At 49.8% G+C, this 16,718-nt stretch carries 17 protein-coding genes; 7 read left to right on the top strand and 10 right to left on the bottom strand.

The features are described 5' to 3' along the window. The 3 genes from AC2CG4_RS11620 to AC2CG4_RS11610 all read left to right on the top strand — a co-directional run bounded on the left by AC2CG4_RS11620 (position 1) and on the right by AC2CG4_RS11610 (position 1,956). On the top strand, positions 1–1,188 hold the full coding sequence (locus AC2CG4_RS11620; protein WP_484486412.1) for a glutathionylspermidine synthase family protein: 1,188 nt from the start codon (positions 1–3) through the stop codon (positions 1,186–1,188). A 160-nt stretch (positions 1,189–1,348) separates the two neighbouring features. After that, the gene (locus AC2CG4_RS11615) at positions 1,349–1,726 is read left to right on the top strand and encodes a Tse2 family ADP-ribosyltransferase toxin (RefSeq protein WP_484486411.1); all 378 of its coding nucleotides are present in this window, start codon (positions 1,349–1,351) and stop codon (positions 1,724–1,726) included. After that, positions 1,723–1,956, top strand: coding sequence for a hypothetical protein (locus AC2CG4_RS11610; RefSeq protein ID WP_484486410.1), 234 nt, complete (start codon positions 1,723–1,725; stop codon positions 1,954–1,956). The genes AC2CG4_RS11615 and AC2CG4_RS11610 overlap by 4 nt, the downstream gene beginning before the upstream one ends. A 141-nt stretch (positions 1,957–2,097) precedes the next feature. Here the strand turns inward: AC2CG4_RS11610 and AC2CG4_RS11605 are convergent, their stop codons facing one another. The 6 genes from AC2CG4_RS11605 to AC2CG4_RS11580 all read right to left on the bottom strand — a co-directional run bounded on the left by AC2CG4_RS11605 (position 2,098) and on the right by AC2CG4_RS11580 (position 8,925). Continuing rightward, entirely contained in the window at positions 2,098–2,988 is an 891-nt protein-coding gene (locus tag AC2CG4_RS11605) for an ADP-polyphosphate phosphotransferase (protein ID WP_484486409.1), read from the bottom strand. A gap of 38 nt (positions 2,989–3,026) precedes the next feature. Continuing rightward, the gene (locus AC2CG4_RS11600) at positions 3,027–4,712 is read right to left on the bottom strand and encodes a Na/Pi cotransporter family protein (protein ID WP_484486408.1); all 1,686 of its coding nucleotides are present in this window, start codon (positions 4,710–4,712) and stop codon (positions 3,027–3,029) included. Positions 4,713–4,738: 26 nt separating this feature from the next. After that, entirely contained in the window at positions 4,739–6,052 is a 1,314-nt protein-coding gene (locus tag AC2CG4_RS11595; protein ID WP_484486407.1) for a sodium ion-translocating decarboxylase subunit beta, read from the bottom strand. Between the two features lie 3 nt (positions 6,053–6,055). Further along, entirely contained in the window at positions 6,056–7,855 is a 1,800-nt protein-coding gene (gene oadA, locus AC2CG4_RS11590) for a sodium-extruding oxaloacetate decarboxylase subunit alpha (RefSeq protein WP_484486406.1), read from the bottom strand. A 27-nt stretch (positions 7,856–7,882) separates the two neighbouring features. Continuing rightward, on the bottom strand, positions 7,883–8,140 hold the full coding sequence (locus tag AC2CG4_RS11585; RefSeq protein ID WP_484486405.1) for an OadG family protein: 258 nt from the start codon (positions 8,138–8,140) through the stop codon (positions 7,883–7,885). Between the two features lie 239 nt (positions 8,141–8,379). Next, positions 8,380–8,925, bottom strand: a complete 546-nt coding sequence (locus AC2CG4_RS11580) for a sugar O-acetyltransferase (RefSeq protein ID WP_484486404.1) — start codon at positions 8,923–8,925, stop codon at positions 8,380–8,382. 73 nt (positions 8,926–8,998) lie between these two features. On the opposite strand from AC2CG4_RS11580, the gene AC2CG4_RS11575 reads away from it, so the two are divergent. Further along, positions 8,999–9,481 (top strand): DUF1456 family protein, encoded by a 483-nt coding sequence (locus tag AC2CG4_RS11575; RefSeq protein WP_484486403.1) that lies wholly within the window; start codon positions 8,999–9,001, stop codon positions 9,479–9,481. Positions 9,482–9,485: 4 nt separating this feature from the next. After that, positions 9,486–10,067, top strand: a complete 582-nt coding sequence (locus tag AC2CG4_RS11570) for a DUF1415 domain-containing protein (RefSeq protein WP_484486402.1) — start codon at positions 9,486–9,488, stop codon at positions 10,065–10,067. Between the two features lie 142 nt (positions 10,068–10,209). On the opposite strand, the gene AC2CG4_RS11565 is transcribed toward AC2CG4_RS11570, so the two are convergent. Together AC2CG4_RS11565 and AC2CG4_RS11560 are read right to left on the bottom strand one after the other, a co-directional pair. After that, the gene (locus AC2CG4_RS11565; protein ID WP_484486401.1) at positions 10,210–11,202 is read right to left on the bottom strand and encodes a Gfo/Idh/MocA family protein; all 993 of its coding nucleotides are present in this window, start codon (positions 11,200–11,202) and stop codon (positions 10,210–10,212) included. A gap of 1 nt (position 11,203) precedes the next feature. Then, a complete protein-coding gene (locus AC2CG4_RS11560; RefSeq protein WP_484486400.1) occupies positions 11,204–12,046 on the bottom strand; it encodes a CvfB family protein in 843 nt (280 codons plus the stop codon). A 142-nt stretch (positions 12,047–12,188) separates the two neighbouring features. Between AC2CG4_RS11560 and AC2CG4_RS11555 the strand changes: the two genes are divergently transcribed. After that, entirely contained in the window at positions 12,189–13,289 is a 1,101-nt protein-coding gene (locus AC2CG4_RS11555) for a site-2 protease family protein (protein ID WP_484486399.1), read from the top strand. Positions 13,290–13,393: 104 nt separating this feature from the next. On the opposite strand, the gene AC2CG4_RS11550 is transcribed toward AC2CG4_RS11555, so the two are convergent. Then, positions 13,394–13,954 (bottom strand): hypothetical protein, encoded by a 561-nt coding sequence (locus AC2CG4_RS11550; RefSeq protein WP_484486398.1) that lies wholly within the window; start codon positions 13,952–13,954, stop codon positions 13,394–13,396. Between the two features lie 191 nt (positions 13,955–14,145). After that, a complete protein-coding gene (locus tag AC2CG4_RS11545) occupies positions 14,146–15,759 on the bottom strand; it encodes a DUF3300 domain-containing protein (protein ID WP_484486397.1) in 1,614 nt (537 codons plus the stop codon). A 155-nt stretch (positions 15,760–15,914) separates the two neighbouring features. Between AC2CG4_RS11545 and minC the strand changes: the two genes are divergently transcribed. Then, positions 15,915–16,700 (top strand): septum site-determining protein MinC, encoded by a 786-nt coding sequence (gene minC, locus AC2CG4_RS11540; protein ID WP_484486396.1) that lies wholly within the window; start codon positions 15,915–15,917, stop codon positions 16,698–16,700. Positions 16,701–16,718: the final 18 nt, after the last annotated feature.

The raw sequence follows: 16,718 nt of genomic DNA, 5'->3' as shown, positions 1-16,718 counted from the left end.
ATGAAACGTATCAGTGTTGCCGAGCGCGCTAATTGGCGCGCTTACGCCGAAGAAGTAGGCTTTCATTTTCACACCTTCGACGGCGAACCCTATTGGGATGAAACTGCCTACTATCAATTTAATTTGCATCAAATCGAAAACGATTTGGAAGCGCCCACCGAAGAACTGCATCAAATGACCATGGATATGGTCGGCGATATCACCCGCAGCGAAGAGATGCTTACGCTGCTGAATATCCCGCGCGAATTCTGGAGTTATATTTGGAATTCCTGGAACAAAGGTGAACCGCATTTGTATGGCCGTATGGATCTGGTCTACAACGGCCTCGGCCCCGCCAAGTTACTCGAATTAAATTACGACACGCCCACCTCATTATTTGAAACCGGTTTTTTCCAATGGGTGTGGCTGGAAGATCAAATTAAAAATGGCGTGTTGCCTGAACATGCTGATCAATTTAATTCCCTGCACGACAAAATCGAAGCCGCCTTTGCGCAACTCAATCTGCCGCAACCCTTTTATTTTTCCAGTGTGCGTGAAAGCATAGAAGACAAAGGCACTGTCGATTATTTAATGGATATAGCCGCCCAAGCCGGTGTAGATGTGCGTTATATCGCGCTGGAAGATATCGGCGTAATCACGGATGCGCAGGGCAGCGAACAGTTTGTGGATTTGGACGATCAAGCGATCAAGGGTTTATTCAAGCTCTATCCTTGGGAGCATATGGTGCGGGAAGATTTTGCCAAAGCCATCACCGCCGCCAATACTCAAATGGTCGAACCCGCGTGGAAAATGTTGTTATCCAACAAAGGAATTTTGCCACTGCTCTGGCAGCGCTACCCCAATCACCCGAATTTGTTACCTGCATTTTTTGAGACAACATCAAGCGAACCTTTGGCAGCTGGTTGGGTGCGTAAACCCTTATTTTCCCGAGAAGGCGCCAATGTGGATTTGATTACCGCCAACGGTGAAAAACTCTCCGCTGCAGGCCCCTATAACGATGGTCGCTACATTCGCCAAGCGTTTCAGGCTTTACCAAAATTCCGCGATGAATATCGCAACGCTGACACCTACGCCATGCTCGGCAGTTGGGTGGTGGGCGATAGTGCTGCAGGAATTTGTATCCGTGAAGACGCCAGCTTAATCACCAAAGATTCATCGCGGTTTTTACCGCATATTATTTTGGATTGAGCTATGTTTTGTGAATTACTTAATAAAACGGTGATGATGTGTCGCGAAACTTTTCGATTGGCAATTTAAATGTGAAATAGCGCTTTCAATGCGATGATAGATGAACTTACAGTGGCGCAGTCCAGTAGTCTATTGTTGTAAATTATTTAAGGAGTAAGAAATGTTTCCGAAGGAATTTTATATTCTGCCTGAAGAGTTGTTTAGATTGGGAAATTCAGAAAGCGCTAGGCTTTCTAATGTCAGGTCAAGAGATATTGATACGGTTGAAATAGATGGAGTGCTGGTAATAAAGGCTAATGGCAAAGGAGTTAGTGTTTTTGATAGGTTGGGTATTAACGAGTCACCTATGGCTGGTTGGGTGTGGCGTTTCCCCCCGAATACACGACCTCCACTGGGATTGAAGTTGGTGCAAGATAAACCACATCATTTTTGTATAGCGCCTGCTCAAAATATGCCCGTTGAAAAATACAAGCGATTGCTAGAGGTAATGACTCTTAACGCTTCCCGCGTTTTCAAAAAAGAAGGAAAAGTAGTATGAGTAACTTTCAATTGGAGGTGGCTGAATCGGAATTGAAAATTATTTTAGAGGCTCTTTCGGAAATGGATGCTCGAATGGAGAACATTTGTTCTGTTTCTAGCGATGAAGATGAGGTCGCGGATGTAGGGAATGACCTAATCGAGCTTCGGCTACTTCTGAATCGGCTTCAGGAAAGCGCTATTAATAAGTTTGGTAAAAATATCATTAATTTTTCTCGTGATTCACTGTAAGTATAGAAGTCAAAGCTTTTTGCTGAGATTTTAAAGATTAGGTGCACTTAATAAAAAAATACCTACAAACTTTTGTTTGTAGGTATTTTTTTGTGCGTTTGAAATGTTAATTTTTTAATAGGCAGTGGCATTACGTCAGGGTTAAAGTTTCCCCTGGCGTAGCTTTAGTCCAATACCTTCCAATTCTTTACGCCGACTATCACTGGTTTCTGGGTAAGACAAATCCAATTCGCTCAGGGTTTGGTTGATCACACTTGAAATAATCAGGCGCGCGTTTTTCTTGTCATCAGCGGGAATTAAATACCAGGGCGCTGCATCGGTGCTGGTGTTACTTAGGCAATCGGCGTAGGCGTTCATGTAGGTGTCCCAGTGCTGACGCTGTTCTATATCGGCATCGGAAAATTTCCAGTGTTTGTCCGGGTTGTCGATGCGGTCGATAAAGCGTTGGCATTGTTCTTCTTTGGATATGTGCAAAAAGAATTTAATAATGCGCATGCCGTTGCGCGTTAAATGGGCTTCTGATTGCACTATGGATTCATAACGCTCGCGCCAAAAATTTTCTGAGTTGATATGTTCACAGGGCAAGTTTTGCGCCTTCAGTAATTCCGGGCGCACTTTCACGATTAATACTTCTTCGTAATAGGAGCGGTTGAATATGCCGATCCGGCCGCGCTCGGGCAGCGCACAATAGCTGCGCCAGAGAAAATCGTGTTCCAGTTCAGTGGCACTCGGATGTTTGAAGCTGTGCACCTGACAGCCTTGCGGGTTGATGCCAGACATCACATGGCGAATCGCGCCGTCTTTGCCTGCGGCATCCATCGCTTGAAAAATAATAAGCAGGGAATAGCGGTTGTGGGCGTAGAGTAATTCCTGCAGTTTTTGCAGCTGTTTGGTGCTGCTTTTGAGCTGCGTTTTGTAGTCGTCTTTTGATTGGTAGAGCGGGTCTACATGCGTGGCCCGTTGCTGTAAATCCAGCTGGGCATTAGTCGGGATAAGGTAGTCAGCCAAGTCGATGGTGGTGTTTTTTTTCATCCGATAACTCCTTTGTCGCGGTGAATTCTATGACGAGTCTACTCTTGTCTGTTTGCGGCGTTGATCTCATCAAGTTCTTGTGCAGAAATTAAATGCGGCAATGGGCCTGACTGTGTGGCGATGGTTTCCGCTTCATCGCCCGCGTGTAACAGGCGTCTGGCTTTTACTTGCAGTTCTATCGCGCGGCGGCTGAAATCCAACCCTTCCAATAAACTTTCCAAATCGCTCGCTGACAATACGCCGTTGACGGCAGACTCCAGCAGTTGGCGCCGAGCATCCCGATGGGCATTCCGCAGCCCCTCAACCAGTTCACTGAGTTGCTGGTTGTTGGCTGATAGGTCGGCATCCAGACAGTGAGCAGCTTGTTTTAACAGTTGTTCCAAGGCAGCGCGGATAGATTTGTCGATCAGTGTTTCGTGTTCTTTGGCCAAGCGGCGCAAGCCCGGCGCCAGCCGTGCGGATTCCTGCGAGTAGCGCGTTGCATAGAGTGCCCCTGCGAGTTGATTGGCGGTCTTGGGTTCCATCACATCGGGGCGAATACTGGTGATAAAACTACTGATGCTGCTACCCAGTGTATGGATGGCCTCGGTGCGGCGTGTGAGTTCGGGAGTATGGCTGGCGCCGCTGAGTGCATCGCGCAGCAGGCTGCTGAGTATGTCGGACAAGCGCGCCATTTCCTGATTGAGTGCGGCCACTGCCAGCGCTGGTGTGCCGCTGAGGGTGCTATCTAAATAATGTGCTCGCCCCATATCTTCTTCGGCACTGTGAAACAACCGCTCTAATAATGTAGCCAAGCGGCCTGTCAACGGCAGCATGATGATCACGCCGAGCAGATTAAATAGGCTGTGAAACAGCGCGAGCAACACCGTAGGGCTACTGCCTAATTCGAGTAAATTGCCTAAAAGCGTTACCAAACCCAGCATCAATGGCAAGAGGCAGAGCGCGGCTATAGCCGCAACCAGATTAAAGAGGATATGGCTCAGAGCGAGCCGTTTTGCGGCTGGAGTGGCTTTAAAACTGGCAAAAGCCGCGGTGGATGTTGTGCCCAGGTTGGCGCCTATCACTGCGGCAGCGGCGCCTTCAAAGCCTATGACTCCCCCTGCAGAAGCAGTGAGGATAATGGCGATGGCGGCGCTGGAGGATTGGGTGAGCAAGGTAGCGACGAAGCCGATCAGAATCATGCTGAGCCAACTGCTTCCCAGCCCGCTGCCTTCACCCAAGTTGGCGCTGAAGTTGGTGGCCAACCCGTCAAAGGCATCTTTGAGTAGATCCAGCCCCAGAAAAAACAATCCAAATCCGGTTAGCGCATCGCCCAAGCCTTTGGTGCGTGTATCACTGGCCATTAGGCGCAGCATGATGCCGAGCGTCAGTATGGGTAAGGCCAATGCATCGATTTTGAAACCAAAACCCATTAGGCTGACGAGCCATGCGGTGATGGTGGTACCGAGATTGGTGCCAAAGATTACGCCGATGGCTTGGCGCAGGTTGAGCACCCCGGCGTTGACAAAACCAAGGGTGGCAACTGTGACAGCGCTGGAGGATTGCACTAGTCCGGTGACTAGAATGCCGACCCCGACACCGCGCCAGGGTGTTGAGGTCCAATTACTGAGTAGTAGCTTCAGGCGGCTGCCTGCGAATAGGGTCAAACCCTCGGTCATCAAACGCATTGCCAACAAAAACATGGCAAGGCCGCCGAGCGCTGTTATGACCATATTCGCATCCATAGGCAGCTCCTGTAATAGTTGAGTGATTAACCCGCAGGCAAGTTACTCACAATGGTAATCATCACACCGGCTGCAATCGCCGAGCCGATTACACCGGCAACGTTTGGCCCCATTGCATGCATCAGCAAATAGTTTTGCGGATTGGCTTGCAGGCCGAGTTTGTTGGATACACGTGCGGCCATAGGTACGGCGGATACACCAGCGGAGCCGATGAGTGGATTCACTTTGTGTTTGCTGAATACATTCATCAGCTTGGCCATCAGTACACCTGCTGCTGTGCCTATACCGAAGGCGACAATACCGAGGGCGAGAATGCCGAGGGTTTTGGGGTCGAGGAATTTGTCGGCGGCGAGTTTGGAGCCGACCGATAAACCCAGGAAGATGGTGGTGATATTGATCAGCGCGTTTTGTGCCGTATCGGATAAACGATCCACCACGCCGCATTCGCGCATCAAATTACCCAAACAAAATGCACCCAGCAGCGGTGTGGCATCGGGCAGGATCAGGCCAACCAGCGCCAGCATCACAATCGGGAAGACGATTTTTTCGCGCTTGCTTACGGTGCGCAATTGCTGCATCACAATGCCGCGCTCTGCTTTGGTGGTGAGCAAACGCATGATTGGCGGTTGGATCAGGGGAACCAATGCCATATAGCTGTAAGCGGCAACGGCGATGGCGCCGAGTAAGTCTGGTGCTAATTTACTGGCAACGTAAATCGCGGTAGGGCCATCGGCGCCGCCGATAATCCCGATGGCAGCGGCATCGGCGATGGAGAAATCCATCCCGAAATAACTTAAACCAATTGCACCCATCACCGTGGCAAAAATACCAAATTGCGCCGCCGCGCCGAGCAATAGGGTTTTGGGATTGGCGAGCAGCGGGCCAAAGTCGGTCATGGCGCCTACGCCGATAAAAATAATCAGCGGTGCCACGCCACTGGCGATGGAGACTTTGTAAAAGGTGTAGAGCATGCCATCGTTATAGCCTGCCACCTGTGCCATGTGCACGGCGGTTTGATACAGCGCTGGCTCACTGGCATAGAGTGTTTTATAAATCAGCGAGTCCGGGTCAGTTGGGCTTAAACCCGCCAATTGCGCCAGCGCCGCGCCAATTTCCGGGGTGCCGTTTATTAGCGCTTGCTCGATGGCCGAATATGCCAAGCCAGCCGAAGGCAGGTTGGCGAGCAATCCACCAAAACCAATCGGCACCAGCAACAGGGGTTCAAAACCTTTGCGAATGGCGAGGAATAATAAGCCCAGACAAATGCCGAGCATAATCAGTTGGCCGGACTCTATGTGGTAGATGCCGGTGGAGTACCAAAGGTTGAGCAGGGTATCCATCAATTATTCTCCTGCTGGCACGATAGAGAGCAATTGTTTGCCAACCGGAACAGAATCGCCGGTTTTTACATCGATACTGCTGATGGTGCCGGTGCAAGGCGCGCTGATTTGGGTTTCCATTTTCATGGCTTCAAGCAGCATGATCACATCGCCTTCTTTCACTTCATCGCCAACGTTTACAAACACTTTGATGATATTGCCTGCCAGTGGCGCAGGTAAGTTGCGCGCTTCAGCAGTGGATGCAGGCTTGACGCTGGCAGCGTTAGTGCCGGTGGCTTGCAGTGGTTTAATGCCGGTAATATCGCCACCGTTGGATACGGTAACGGTGAACTTTTTACCTTCGACTTCGACGGTATAAATTTCTTCGCCAGCAGCGCTGGTTACCACTGCACTTTCTTTGCCGGTAGGCGCCGGTTCAAACGCGGTGGGATTGTTGCGGTTTTCTAAAAAGCGCAAACCGATTTGCGGAAACAGGGCATAGGTGAGTACATCATCCAATTCCTGCTCATGAATACGCAGGGTGATGTTGCGCAGAGCGGCTTCTTTTTCTAATTCGGAACGCAGTTGCTCAAGTTCGGGTGCGATGTTATCGGCTGGACGGCAGGTGATGGGCTGCTCGCCATCTTGCAGCACGGTGGCTTGCAGTTCGGCATTCATCGGTGCCGGAGTTGCGCCGTATTCGCCGCGCAATACACCTGCAGTTTCTTTGGAAATATTTTTGTAGCGCTCACCACTGAGTACATTGAGCACCGCTTGGGTGCCGACGATTTGAGAGGTGGGGGTAACCAGCGGGATGAAGCCCAAATCTTCACGCACGCGGGGAATTTCTTTTAATACTTCATCAAAGCGATCCAGGGCACCTTGCTCGCGCAGTTGGCTTTCCATATTGGTGAGCATGCCGCCGGGCACTTGCGCGATCAGGATGCGCCCATCCACACCGGTCAGTGAGCCTTCAAATTTTGCGTACTTTTTGCGGACTTCGCGGAAATAAGCGGCTATCTCTTCCAGCAAGACCAAATTCAAACCGGTATCGCGGTTGGTGCCTTCCAAGGTGGCGACCAGGGTTTCGGTCGGGCTGTGGCCATAGGTCATGGACATAGAGGAAATTGCGGTATCCACGTTATCGATCCCAGCTTCTACACATTTCAAAATGGTGGCGTGGGCGAGGCCGGTGGTGGCGTGGCACTGCATATGAATTGGAATATCGCATTCTTCTTTCAAGCGCTTAACCAGCTTAAAACCCTCGTAGGGTTTCAGCAGGCCAGCCATATCCTTGATACAGATAGAGTCAGCGCCCATATCTTCAATTTGTTTTGCTTGTGCGACCCAGCCATCCAGAGTGTGAATTGGGCTGATGGTGTAGGCGAGTGTGCCCTGTGCGTGTTTGCCCTGACGTTTTACCGCTTTCATGGCGATTTCGATATTGCGCATATCGTTCATCGCATCAAACACACGGAATACATCCACACCACTAACTGCAGCGCGCTCAACAAAGGCTTCTACTACGTCATCGGCATAGTGGCGATAGCCCAACAGATTCTGGCCGCGCAATAGCATTTGCTGCGGGGTTTTGGGCATAGCTTTTTTCAGCTCGCGAATGCGATCCCAGGGGTCTTCGCCCAAATAGCGAATGCAGGCATCAAAGGTAGCTCCGCCCCAGGATTCCAGTGACCAGAAGCCGACGCTGTCGAGTTTGGAGGCTATGGGCAACATGTCATCGAGACGCATGCGGGTGGCAAACAAAGATTGGTGCGCATCGCGCAAAACTACATCGGTAACACCGAGTGGATTATTGTTAGACATTGATTAACTCCAGAATTAGGCGGGCGGCTACTTGTTGCTATTTTGGCGGTCGCGGTGTTGACGGATAGCAGCCTGTATCACGGCGAGGGTGGTTTTATCCAGCTCCCCGGAGCTGGGTTTTACCGGAGCAAAAGTGGCCTCGGGCACTATAGCTTCAGGGAAAAAAGTTCCGACAAAGCGCGACATCAGATTGATTGCAATTACCAAAATCGCCAGGAACACAAAGACTGTGCCCATGCCAAATACTAATAGATCGAGCGCTTGCTCGAACAAGGTAGGTTGCATAGTGATACTTCCTCTCATGTCGTGAAAAATGTGCCCTTATTCTGTTTAGAGGAGCAGTGACTTGGTCACCAGCAGGCACATTCTGTGGTTTGGGGTGGTCTTATTTTGACCAGATTTATCGTCTGTTTCTGCAAAAATGAAGCCCAAATTGCAGGCACAGCCGGACACCATAGAAAAAATGAGCCAATCCGGCAAGTAAAATACGCATATTCAGCTTATTTTCAGGGAATATCGGGTGATCAATTAACCGTTTGGTGAATGGTTTTAATGATTCGGCAGGGGTTGCCAGCCGCCACTACACCGGCTGGGATATCTTTAGTTACCACACTGCCTGCGCCGATCACTGTGCCTGCGCCGATGCTGACACCCGCTAGAATGATCGCGCCGCCGCCAATCCAACAGTCATCGCCAATCGCAATTGCCGCGCAGCACTCTTTGCCGCTGGCGCGTTCAACCGGATCGAGTGGATGGCTGGCGCTATAAATTTGTACATTCGGCCCCAGCATCACCCGGTCGCCAATGCGCACCTCGGCTGCATCCAGAATCACACAATTGTGGTTTGCATAAAATTCTACGCCCAAATAAATATTGCTGCCGTAATCGCAAAAGAAATTCGGTTCAATATAGGCGCGTGTTACTTGCGCAAAAAGTTGCTGATAAAACGGCTTGCGCGCTTTGGTTTGATCGGCGCGCAGGGCATTTAATTGCTGGCAGAGTTGTTTGGCGCGTTTGCGCGCGGCGACTAACTCAGGCGCAAACGGATTGATTTCAGTAAACGGATGCATGGATTCACTCTCAGGCGGCGCGGGCTTTGCGGTAGAATGCCTCAATTATTTGCTTTCATCAAAGAGCCACCCTATGAGAACCAACGATATTTTTCGCAAACTGATGCAATCCTTGCAATTGGATACAGCACAAATTCAAACCCTGTTTGCCCGCGCGGATATCGACCTGAGCGATAAAGACGTCGCCAATTTGCTCAAGACGGATTATCAACCCGGTTTTGCCGCCATGCCGGACTATATTCTGATTGTTTTTCTGAATAATTTGATTGAGCAACAGCGCGGTAAAAAAGCCGATGCTGATGTTGAGGTGATCGAAAAACACGCCAAAATTTCCAATAACGATGTGTTGAAAAAATTGCGTATTGCTTTTGTCTTGCATGAGCAGGATCTGCGCGATGCACTGAAATTGGTGACGATTGAACTGACCAAGTCTGATCTGGCGGCGCTATTTCGCAAAGCCGGTCATGAACAGTACAAAGCCTGTGACGATGAACTGGTGCTGGATTTTATCGAGGGCATAGGTTTGTTATTGCAACAGAAAAAAGCCGGAGTCTGATTGCATGAGTGCGCAGGATCTTGATGCAAAAATCCTCGATGAAAAAATAGTAGCCGATGTCGCCCGCTGGTTAAACGAGGTGGTGATAGGGTTAAACCTCTGCCCGTTTTCTGGCAAACCCACCCGCGAAAATCGCGTGCGCTTTTTTGTTAGCCACGCCACTGACGACGAATTGCTGCTACAAGACCTGCAACAAGAAATGGAATTGCTCGACGAAAAACCCGCAAGCGAGATTGAAACCACCTTGGTGATTGTGCCCAATCACCTGCAGGATTTTTTTGACTACAACCAGTTTTTACAATGGACCCAACAACTGCTTAAACGCAACCGCTGGGTGGGCGTTTATCAGCTCGCCACCTTTCACCCGCACTATTGTTTTGCCCACGCCGAACCGGATGATGCCGAAAACCTCACCAATCGTGCCCCTTATCCCATTCTGCACATTATTCGCGAAGCCAGTTTGGAAAAAGCGCTGGAGTATTTTGCGGATGTGGAAGAAATTCCAGAAGTGAATAAAACACGCGTGGAAGGTTTAACGGCAGAAGAAAAACAACAATTGTTTCCCCATTTATTTAATGCCAATTAGTTCAGCGGCGTGTAGTGTCAGAGCGTCATCCCCGCGTGCGGGGATCCATAGGTTTTAATGTTTAAATCTGGACTCCCGCAAACGGGAGTGACGACGATTTAATTGACCGCTATCCCCTATTTGTTCAACTAAATCTAGCGGGTTAAATAGGCTTGCTAAAACAATCAATCAATTCCATCACCGCTTTTGCTTCAGTTACGCTGCAAGGGTTATTTCGCTCGCCGCGAAAATAATTATTTACCTGTTCAATCATTGGCTGCTGAATATGTTGCGGGTTGGGGATGATAATTTCTTGCTCGTCATCACCATTGGTTAAACAAATCACTTGCTGGCCAAAAAAGTTGATCGTCAACTTTCCTGCTGTTCCAATAATTTCGCACAGGTCGCGGGTTTGCTCTGGCGCAACCGCGTAATGCCAGCGGCCTTGCAATACCACGCCGCTATCAAATTTTGCCCAGCCCAGTACACAGTCATCGGCGGTATTGAACTGACGTTGGTTGTAGCCGAAGCCGCTTGCTTGAATAACTGTACCAAACCAATAAATCATCAGGTCAAGTTGGTGCGGAGATAAGTCGTGAAATAGGCCGCCGCCGGATAGTGCCGGGTTTACTCGCCAATTGTCTTCGGTTTCGGTAATGATTGTGGATTTAGCCGGTTGCAGCATATCCAGCCGCACCATTAATGGCTCGCCGATGGCACCGTTGCGAATGAGTTCCGCTAGTTTCATAAAGCAGGGCACATAGCGGCGATAATGCGCAACGCTGACTTTTTTACCGCTGGCTTTTTCCGCAGCGATAATTGCATCGCATTCTGCGGCGTTAAGGGTGACGGGTTTTTCGATATACACATTTTTGCCCGCATTTAACGCGGCGATTGCGTAATCTTTATGTTGCGCAGGTGGTGTGGCGATATAAACGGCATTGATGTCGGGATTGGCGAGCAGTGCTTCGGCATTGTTGTACCATAGATCTACATTATGTCGTGCAGCAAAATCTTTCGCTTTTTCGCCGTTGCGGCGCATCACCGCAATCAGTTGGGAATTTTCCGCTTTATAAAAACCTGGTCCGCTTTTTAGTTCACACACATCGCCCACGCCAATAATGCCCCAGCGAATAGTTTTTCCTGCAGCCGACATTTTATTGTCCTTGTTCAACGAGTGTGATTTTGTCTTTTTCAATTAGGATTTTGCGTTGTTTATAGAGCAGGCTCAGGGCATTTTTGTAATTGCCTTTGCTCACATTAAATATTTTGTAAATTAATTCAGGTTCGCTTTTGTCGGTTACAAACGAAGTGCCGCCTTGGCGTTGTAAATCGGCAAGAATTTTTTCGGCTAGATCTTCTTTGCTGTCGCGCGCTTGTGCTTGCAGACTTAAATCAATTTTGCGGTCGGGGCGAATGCTTTTGATATAACCTTTTACTTTTTCGCCGTACAGTAAGGTGCGGAACGCTTCGTCGCGGAAGATCAAACCTAAATGGGTGTAATTAATCACCGCTTTGTAACCCATATCGCTACGGCCACAAATGATTAAATCCACCGCCTGTTTTGCGCGCAAGCCATCTGCACGCTCTTCAAGGTGCCGGCTTAAACGCGATGAGGCGGTAATGCGGCCCGTGTATTCATCTTGATAAATACACACCACATAAGAGCGGCCAGCTTCCATAGGTTTGTGTTGCTCGCCAAAGGGCACCAGCAAATCTTTTGGCAAACCCCAATCGAGAAATGCGCCGACATTGTTCACTTCTTTCACTTCGAGAAACGCGCATTCACCAACCATAGCTTTGGGGGTGAGGGTGGTGGCGATAATACAATCGTCGGAATCCAGATAGATAAATACATCCAGGATGCCGCCAATTTTCATATCAGCGGTCACGTAACGCTTGGGCAGTAATATGTTGCCAAACTTGCCGCCATCGAGAAAAATGCCGAAATCAGTGTGTTTGACGATGGTTAAGCGGTTTTGTCGGCCAATGTGTAACATAGGTAACTCGTTCTCGCGGTTATATGCAGATAAGACGGTTGCATCAATAGCGCACAGTTTATTAGCAAGGGTGGGTTAAGGCCAGTAAAACCCCTGCACCCGCAGATTTTTGTTTTTTTGTATCAATATAGAGCCGTTATTTATGCAGTTATTTTCGTTTGATTATGCCGACCGTGTGTTTACTGTCGATGCAACGCCGGCAAGCGGTGAAGAGATTGTCGCCGTCGATGGTGTGGTGGTGTCGCAGCAGCGCAATTTTAGTATTACCAGTGAACATGGGTTTAGCGTAGAGAGTTTGGGTGAAGTAAAACTGATCTATGTGCTCAATCTGCGCGCGGCAGACGTGAATTATGAGTTGTGGGTCAATGGTGAACGAGTGCTGGAGGCCGCATCGCCAGTCGCGCTTACCGGGCAAGATTTTCATCGCGATGAAACAACGGCGACCGCTAACGCTCTGGCGGCGCCTGCAGGCAAGCCAGCAAAAACCAACTCTTGGTTATCGCTTGGTTTGGTTGCGTTTAAATTATTGAAAGCGGTGCAGGTGGTTAAGGTTGCACTGCTCGCTGCCTCAGTGGCGGTTTATAGCGTGATGTTTACCGTGGAGTTTGCGCTGGCATTAATTGGGGTGTTGGTATTTCACGAGTATGGTCATTTGCGCGCGATGAAAACATTTGGTCTGCCCACCAAGGGAATGTATTTGATTCCCTTTGTCGGCGGTCTTGCGGTGGGCGATATGCCAAAAACCCGCTGGCAGGATGTGTATATCTCCATGATGGGGCCGGTGTACGGTTTGATCATGACCGTTGCGTTTTATATCGTGTATCTCATCACCGAAAGTCATTTCGCCGGTTTAGTGGCATCCACCAGCGCGCTATTAAATCTATTTAATTTAATTCCAGTGTATCCATTGGATGGTGGGCGGGTGGTGAAATCATTGGTATTTTCCGGGCGCAATTATTTGGCATTGATTGCGCTGCTGATTATCTCTGCATTATGTTTTGTTGTAACTTGGAAATTGGGTTTGTATTTCATCACCTTTTTTATTGTGCTGGGGGTGGTGGACATTGTGGCCGGTTGGCGTGTGGGGTTGGCCGAAGATATTACGCCGCTTAAAACCTACGGCATTTGGTTTTCTGTGTTGTGGTATCTGGTGGTGGTTGCGCTGTTTTTGGGGATGATTTTATTAATCGCACAAGATGCTTTGCCTGGTTCGGAAATTGCGCTCAAGGTATTGGCTTCATAAGTTCTCTATCCGTATAAATATCTATTTACATAAACATGAGCCATAAAAAATCCCCGACGCTGTGAGAAGTGTCGGGGATTTTTTATGTGCTGCACAAAACGATTTTATAAAAATGGATCGTCTTCATCGGCGGGGAAGTAGCGTTCGGCGGTGATGACATCGGCGTTAATCCGGTGCGCGAGCAAATCGTCTACATCTTTATTTACGCGGTTAATTAGCGGTAAGGCTTCGTTGCGATCTAGCGATTCCAATAGCGCATTGCCCCAGATGGAAACGTGGCGCAAATAAATGGTGCGCGTATCTGCTTTTTTCGCCCACTCGCCCGATACCAAGCGCCCGATACGATCGATTTTGTAACGAATCTCTGTGACTTGATTTGGGTCTTGGACCTGCGATACCAACTCATTGGTCATTTTGATCCAGCCGCGACGATACAATTCCCAGCCGCTGTAAAAGCGCACAATCCAAGTCAGATATTCGTCTTGGGTCTGGATTTTTTTATTGGTTTCATCGGCTGCATATATTTTGAGAAAGTAAGCGCGGGACGGCATTTCGCTCGGCCAAGCATCGGCCTGTCGAACAATTTTGTTACTGCTACAGGCAAAGAGGCTGCTGACCAGCAGTAAAGCGGCCATAAATCGGGTTAGAGGTGCGATTTTCTGCATAAACAAGAGTGGGCTCAATGCGAAGGTTGGTGAACAAGTGTGACGTAAGATTGTTGCAGTAGTATAAAAGTTTGCGCGCTCAATGCACAGGCTGCGATGCAGTTTGAATACTATTGAAAAGTTATAGCCTCAAACCAATTATTGGTTTGAGGCTATTAGTGGGAGCTACGTAGGGGGTGAATCTTCAGTATTTAGCGCTCGCGGCCGCCACGCATTTCTGTGCGGTTGCCACTTTGGCGGTCAGAATTGCCGCCGCCAGAGCGCTCAACTCGTTGCGGGCGCTCGCTACGTTCCACTCGTTCTACCCGCGGTGCGTCGCGACGCTCTACTGCTTGAACTTCGGGGCGTTCTACCGATTGTGTGCGCTCTAAACGCTGGATGGCAGGGCGCTCAAGGCGGCTTTGTTGTTGCGCCTGCTGGATCCGTGAATCAGTCCGTTGTACGGGCTGTGCCTGTTGAGTCCCGGTGCGTTCAGTGCGGCTCTGGTTAAGACGATTTTCCCAATTGCGATTTTCGCCCTGTTCGGTCTGTGTTCTGCGTTCTGTTTGACGAATATCGGAACCTTGGCGCTCAGTGCGATTGCCTTGTTCCCGGTTTTGCAGATTGCCCAGGTCGCGCCCATTGCGGGTGTTCATTCGCTCGCGCAATTGTTCCGCGCGAGGTTGTGGGTTTTGTACGGCGCGCTCGTTGCTGACATTGGCGCTGTTAGTGGTGATTTGTCCTGCCTGACGGCGATCCAAGCGCTGCAACGCTGCATCATCGCGCCCTTGGCGTTGATCGCGTGCGCTATTTGGCGCTATGCGATTGCTGCCTCTATCGCCAAGGTAGCCGCCACGATTGCCATTGTTGTTACCATTATTATTGTTATCACGCAGATTGGCGCGATAGTGCTGGGTGTCGCGTACGCTTTCGCGCGGGCTGTGAAAACGTTCGCGCGTGTGGTTATCGTGATAGGCAACACCGCGTCTGTGCACCGGATTGTGGTGCCAGTGTTTGGCTGTGTTGTGGCGCACTACGCTGCGGCTATCGTAAAAGCGGTGACCGTGATGGTGATGGTCAACTACAACAACGCGGCGATGCCCCCAATGAACACCGCTGAAATAAAAACGCGGGCCAATATGAACGCGCGGCCCCCAATAAAAACCGGATACAAACACATAGCTGCTGGGGTAATGCCAATACACCGGTGGATAATCTGCCCACCACCAGCTGCCGTACACCACGCGGGTATCGTAAGCCGGTACATACACGACACGTTCGACCGAAGGCTCAATTACAATGATTTTTTCTTCGCGCACTACCCGCACATGCTCGACATTATCGAGGTTGCCGGAGGCATAAGCGCGGTTGCGCAGCTTCTGAATACTGTCCATCACCCGCTCTTCGCTGGCGAGAAAAGCATCCCCCAGCTGCTGGGTCCAATCCAAGTCTTCACTCATGCGCTGCAAAATATCGGGGAAGGCCACCAGCGCTTTAACACTCGGGTCCCAATCCTGATTGTCGACCGCATTGACCGCGTCATCACCTTTTAAACGGCTATTTTTGCGCGCCCAGCGATCAGCTTCGACTACTTCCAACGGATAGGTAGCGGCGATTAGCACGTGGGATAAAACCGTATCCGGGTAAAGTGCGATGGGCGCCAGCAGTGAATCCAGCTGCGCCTCACTAAAACTCGCTTGCGCGGCTGTGGTGCTGTAGCTGGTTTGGCTGACCGCTTGGGTTGTTGTACAGCCCACCAGTAATGGCATTAGCAGACTGATCATTAACGCAAATTTTGTGGGGCGTTGCAGAAGCTGGCTAGTCATGATGGTTCTCACTTGAGCGCCGTAGTGTGCCCTTAAGAGGGCGGATAGGTAGCATTGGTTCATTTATAAGAGCCGCGCGCTTAACCCGAGCTGAACTGTAAAGAGCCTCTCGCTTGACTAATCAACTAGTGACCCGATAATGGCGCACTTTTGTAATGATGCAAGCAAGCAGAGAGCCGCGCATGATCGATGTGAATTTCCAGCTAAAAGGCAGTGCTGTTACCGTGGTGGTACTGGCGATTGTGCGCTATGAACCCAAGAGTTTGTTAGCGGAACTTAAAGAGAAAATTGTGCAGGCGCCGCAGTTCTTTACCAACTCACCGGTGTTGATCAATCTGGACCGCCTGGAAAACCCCGAAAACCTGAAAAAACCCGCTGATTTGCTGGCAATTTGCCGCGAACTGGACTTACAACCACTAGGTTTTAGCGGTGTACCTGAGGTATTGTTAGCAGCCGTTAATAAAACCGGTTTGGCGGTGCTACCAACGCCCAGCGAACGCGCGCTTAAACTCCCCAAACAAGAAGCCGCGCCGCAGGTTGAAACGGTGATCGAGCGCGTCGTAGAAACGGTGGTAGAAACCGTTATTGAAGAGCGTTTGGTGCAGCGCCAGAGCAAGGTGGTTACCCGCCCGGTACGCTCCGGTCAACAAATTTACGCCGAAGGGGCGGATTTGATTGTGCTGGCGCAAGTGAGTGAAGGGGCAGAAGTATTGGCCGATGGCCATATTCATATTTACGGCACACTGCGCGGCCGTGCACTCGCCGGTGTCAAAGGCGATGAAAGCGCGCGAATTTTTTGTCAGCAAATGGAAGCGGAGCTGATTTCAATTGCCGGTAATTTTGTGCTGCAAGATTCACTACCCAAAGAATTATTTAAAAAGCCGGTGCAAGCATCACTCAGTGGTGAAAAAGTTATCCTTGAGGCACTGGTTAGCAATTAACACTGTGGATTTGATATT

It is taken from the genome of Cellvibrio sp. ATLC23 (genome assembly GCF_057196725.1).
Note: the sequence above shows the minus strand (reverse complement) of the source record. Positions and strands in the feature narration are given on the sequence as shown.

Excerpts from the sequence above, each read along its gene's own strand:
- AC2CG4_RS11620 (WP_484486412.1), top strand. The coding sequence starts at position 1 with ATGAAACGTATCAGTGTTGCCGAGCGCGCTAATTGGCGCGCTTACGCC.
- AC2CG4_RS11615 (WP_484486411.1), top strand. The coding sequence starts at position 1,349 with ATGTTTCCGAAGGAATTTTATATTCTGCCTGAAGAGTTGTTTAGATTG.
- AC2CG4_RS11610 (WP_484486410.1), top strand. The coding sequence starts at position 1,723 with ATGAGTAACTTTCAATTGGAGGTGGCTGAATCGGAATTGAAAATTATT.
- AC2CG4_RS11605 (WP_484486409.1), bottom strand. The coding sequence starts at position 2,988 with ATGAAAAAAAACACCACCATCGACTTGGCTGACTACCTTATCCCGACT.
- AC2CG4_RS11600 (WP_484486408.1), bottom strand. The coding sequence starts at position 4,712 with ATGGATGCGAATATGGTCATAACAGCGCTCGGCGGCCTTGCCATGTTT.
- AC2CG4_RS11595 (WP_484486407.1), bottom strand. The coding sequence starts at position 6,052 with ATGGATACCCTGCTCAACCTTTGGTACTCCACCGGCATCTACCACATA.
- oadA (WP_484486406.1), bottom strand. The coding sequence starts at position 7,855 with ATGTCTAACAATAATCCACTCGGTGTTACCGATGTAGTTTTGCGCGAT.
- AC2CG4_RS11585 (WP_484486405.1), bottom strand. The coding sequence starts at position 8,140 with ATGCAACCTACCTTGTTCGAGCAAGCGCTCGATCTATTAGTATTTGGC.
- AC2CG4_RS11580 (WP_484486404.1), bottom strand. The coding sequence starts at position 8,925 with ATGCATCCGTTTACTGAAATCAATCCGTTTGCGCCTGAGTTAGTCGCC.
- AC2CG4_RS11575 (WP_484486403.1), top strand. The coding sequence starts at position 8,999 with ATGAGAACCAACGATATTTTTCGCAAACTGATGCAATCCTTGCAATTG.
- AC2CG4_RS11570 (WP_484486402.1), top strand. The coding sequence starts at position 9,486 with ATGAGTGCGCAGGATCTTGATGCAAAAATCCTCGATGAAAAAATAGTA.
- AC2CG4_RS11565 (WP_484486401.1), bottom strand. The coding sequence starts at position 11,202 with ATGTCGGCTGCAGGAAAAACTATTCGCTGGGGCATTATTGGCGTGGGC.
- AC2CG4_RS11560 (WP_484486400.1), bottom strand. The coding sequence starts at position 12,046 with ATGTTACACATTGGCCGACAAAACCGCTTAACCATCGTCAAACACACT.
- AC2CG4_RS11555 (WP_484486399.1), top strand. The coding sequence starts at position 12,189 with ATGCAGTTATTTTCGTTTGATTATGCCGACCGTGTGTTTACTGTCGAT.
- AC2CG4_RS11550 (WP_484486398.1), bottom strand. The coding sequence starts at position 13,954 with ATGCAGAAAATCGCACCTCTAACCCGATTTATGGCCGCTTTACTGCTG.
- AC2CG4_RS11545 (WP_484486397.1), bottom strand. The coding sequence starts at position 15,759 with ATGACTAGCCAGCTTCTGCAACGCCCCACAAAATTTGCGTTAATGATC.
- minC (WP_484486396.1), top strand. The coding sequence starts at position 15,915 with ATGATGCAAGCAAGCAGAGAGCCGCGCATGATCGATGTGAATTTCCAG.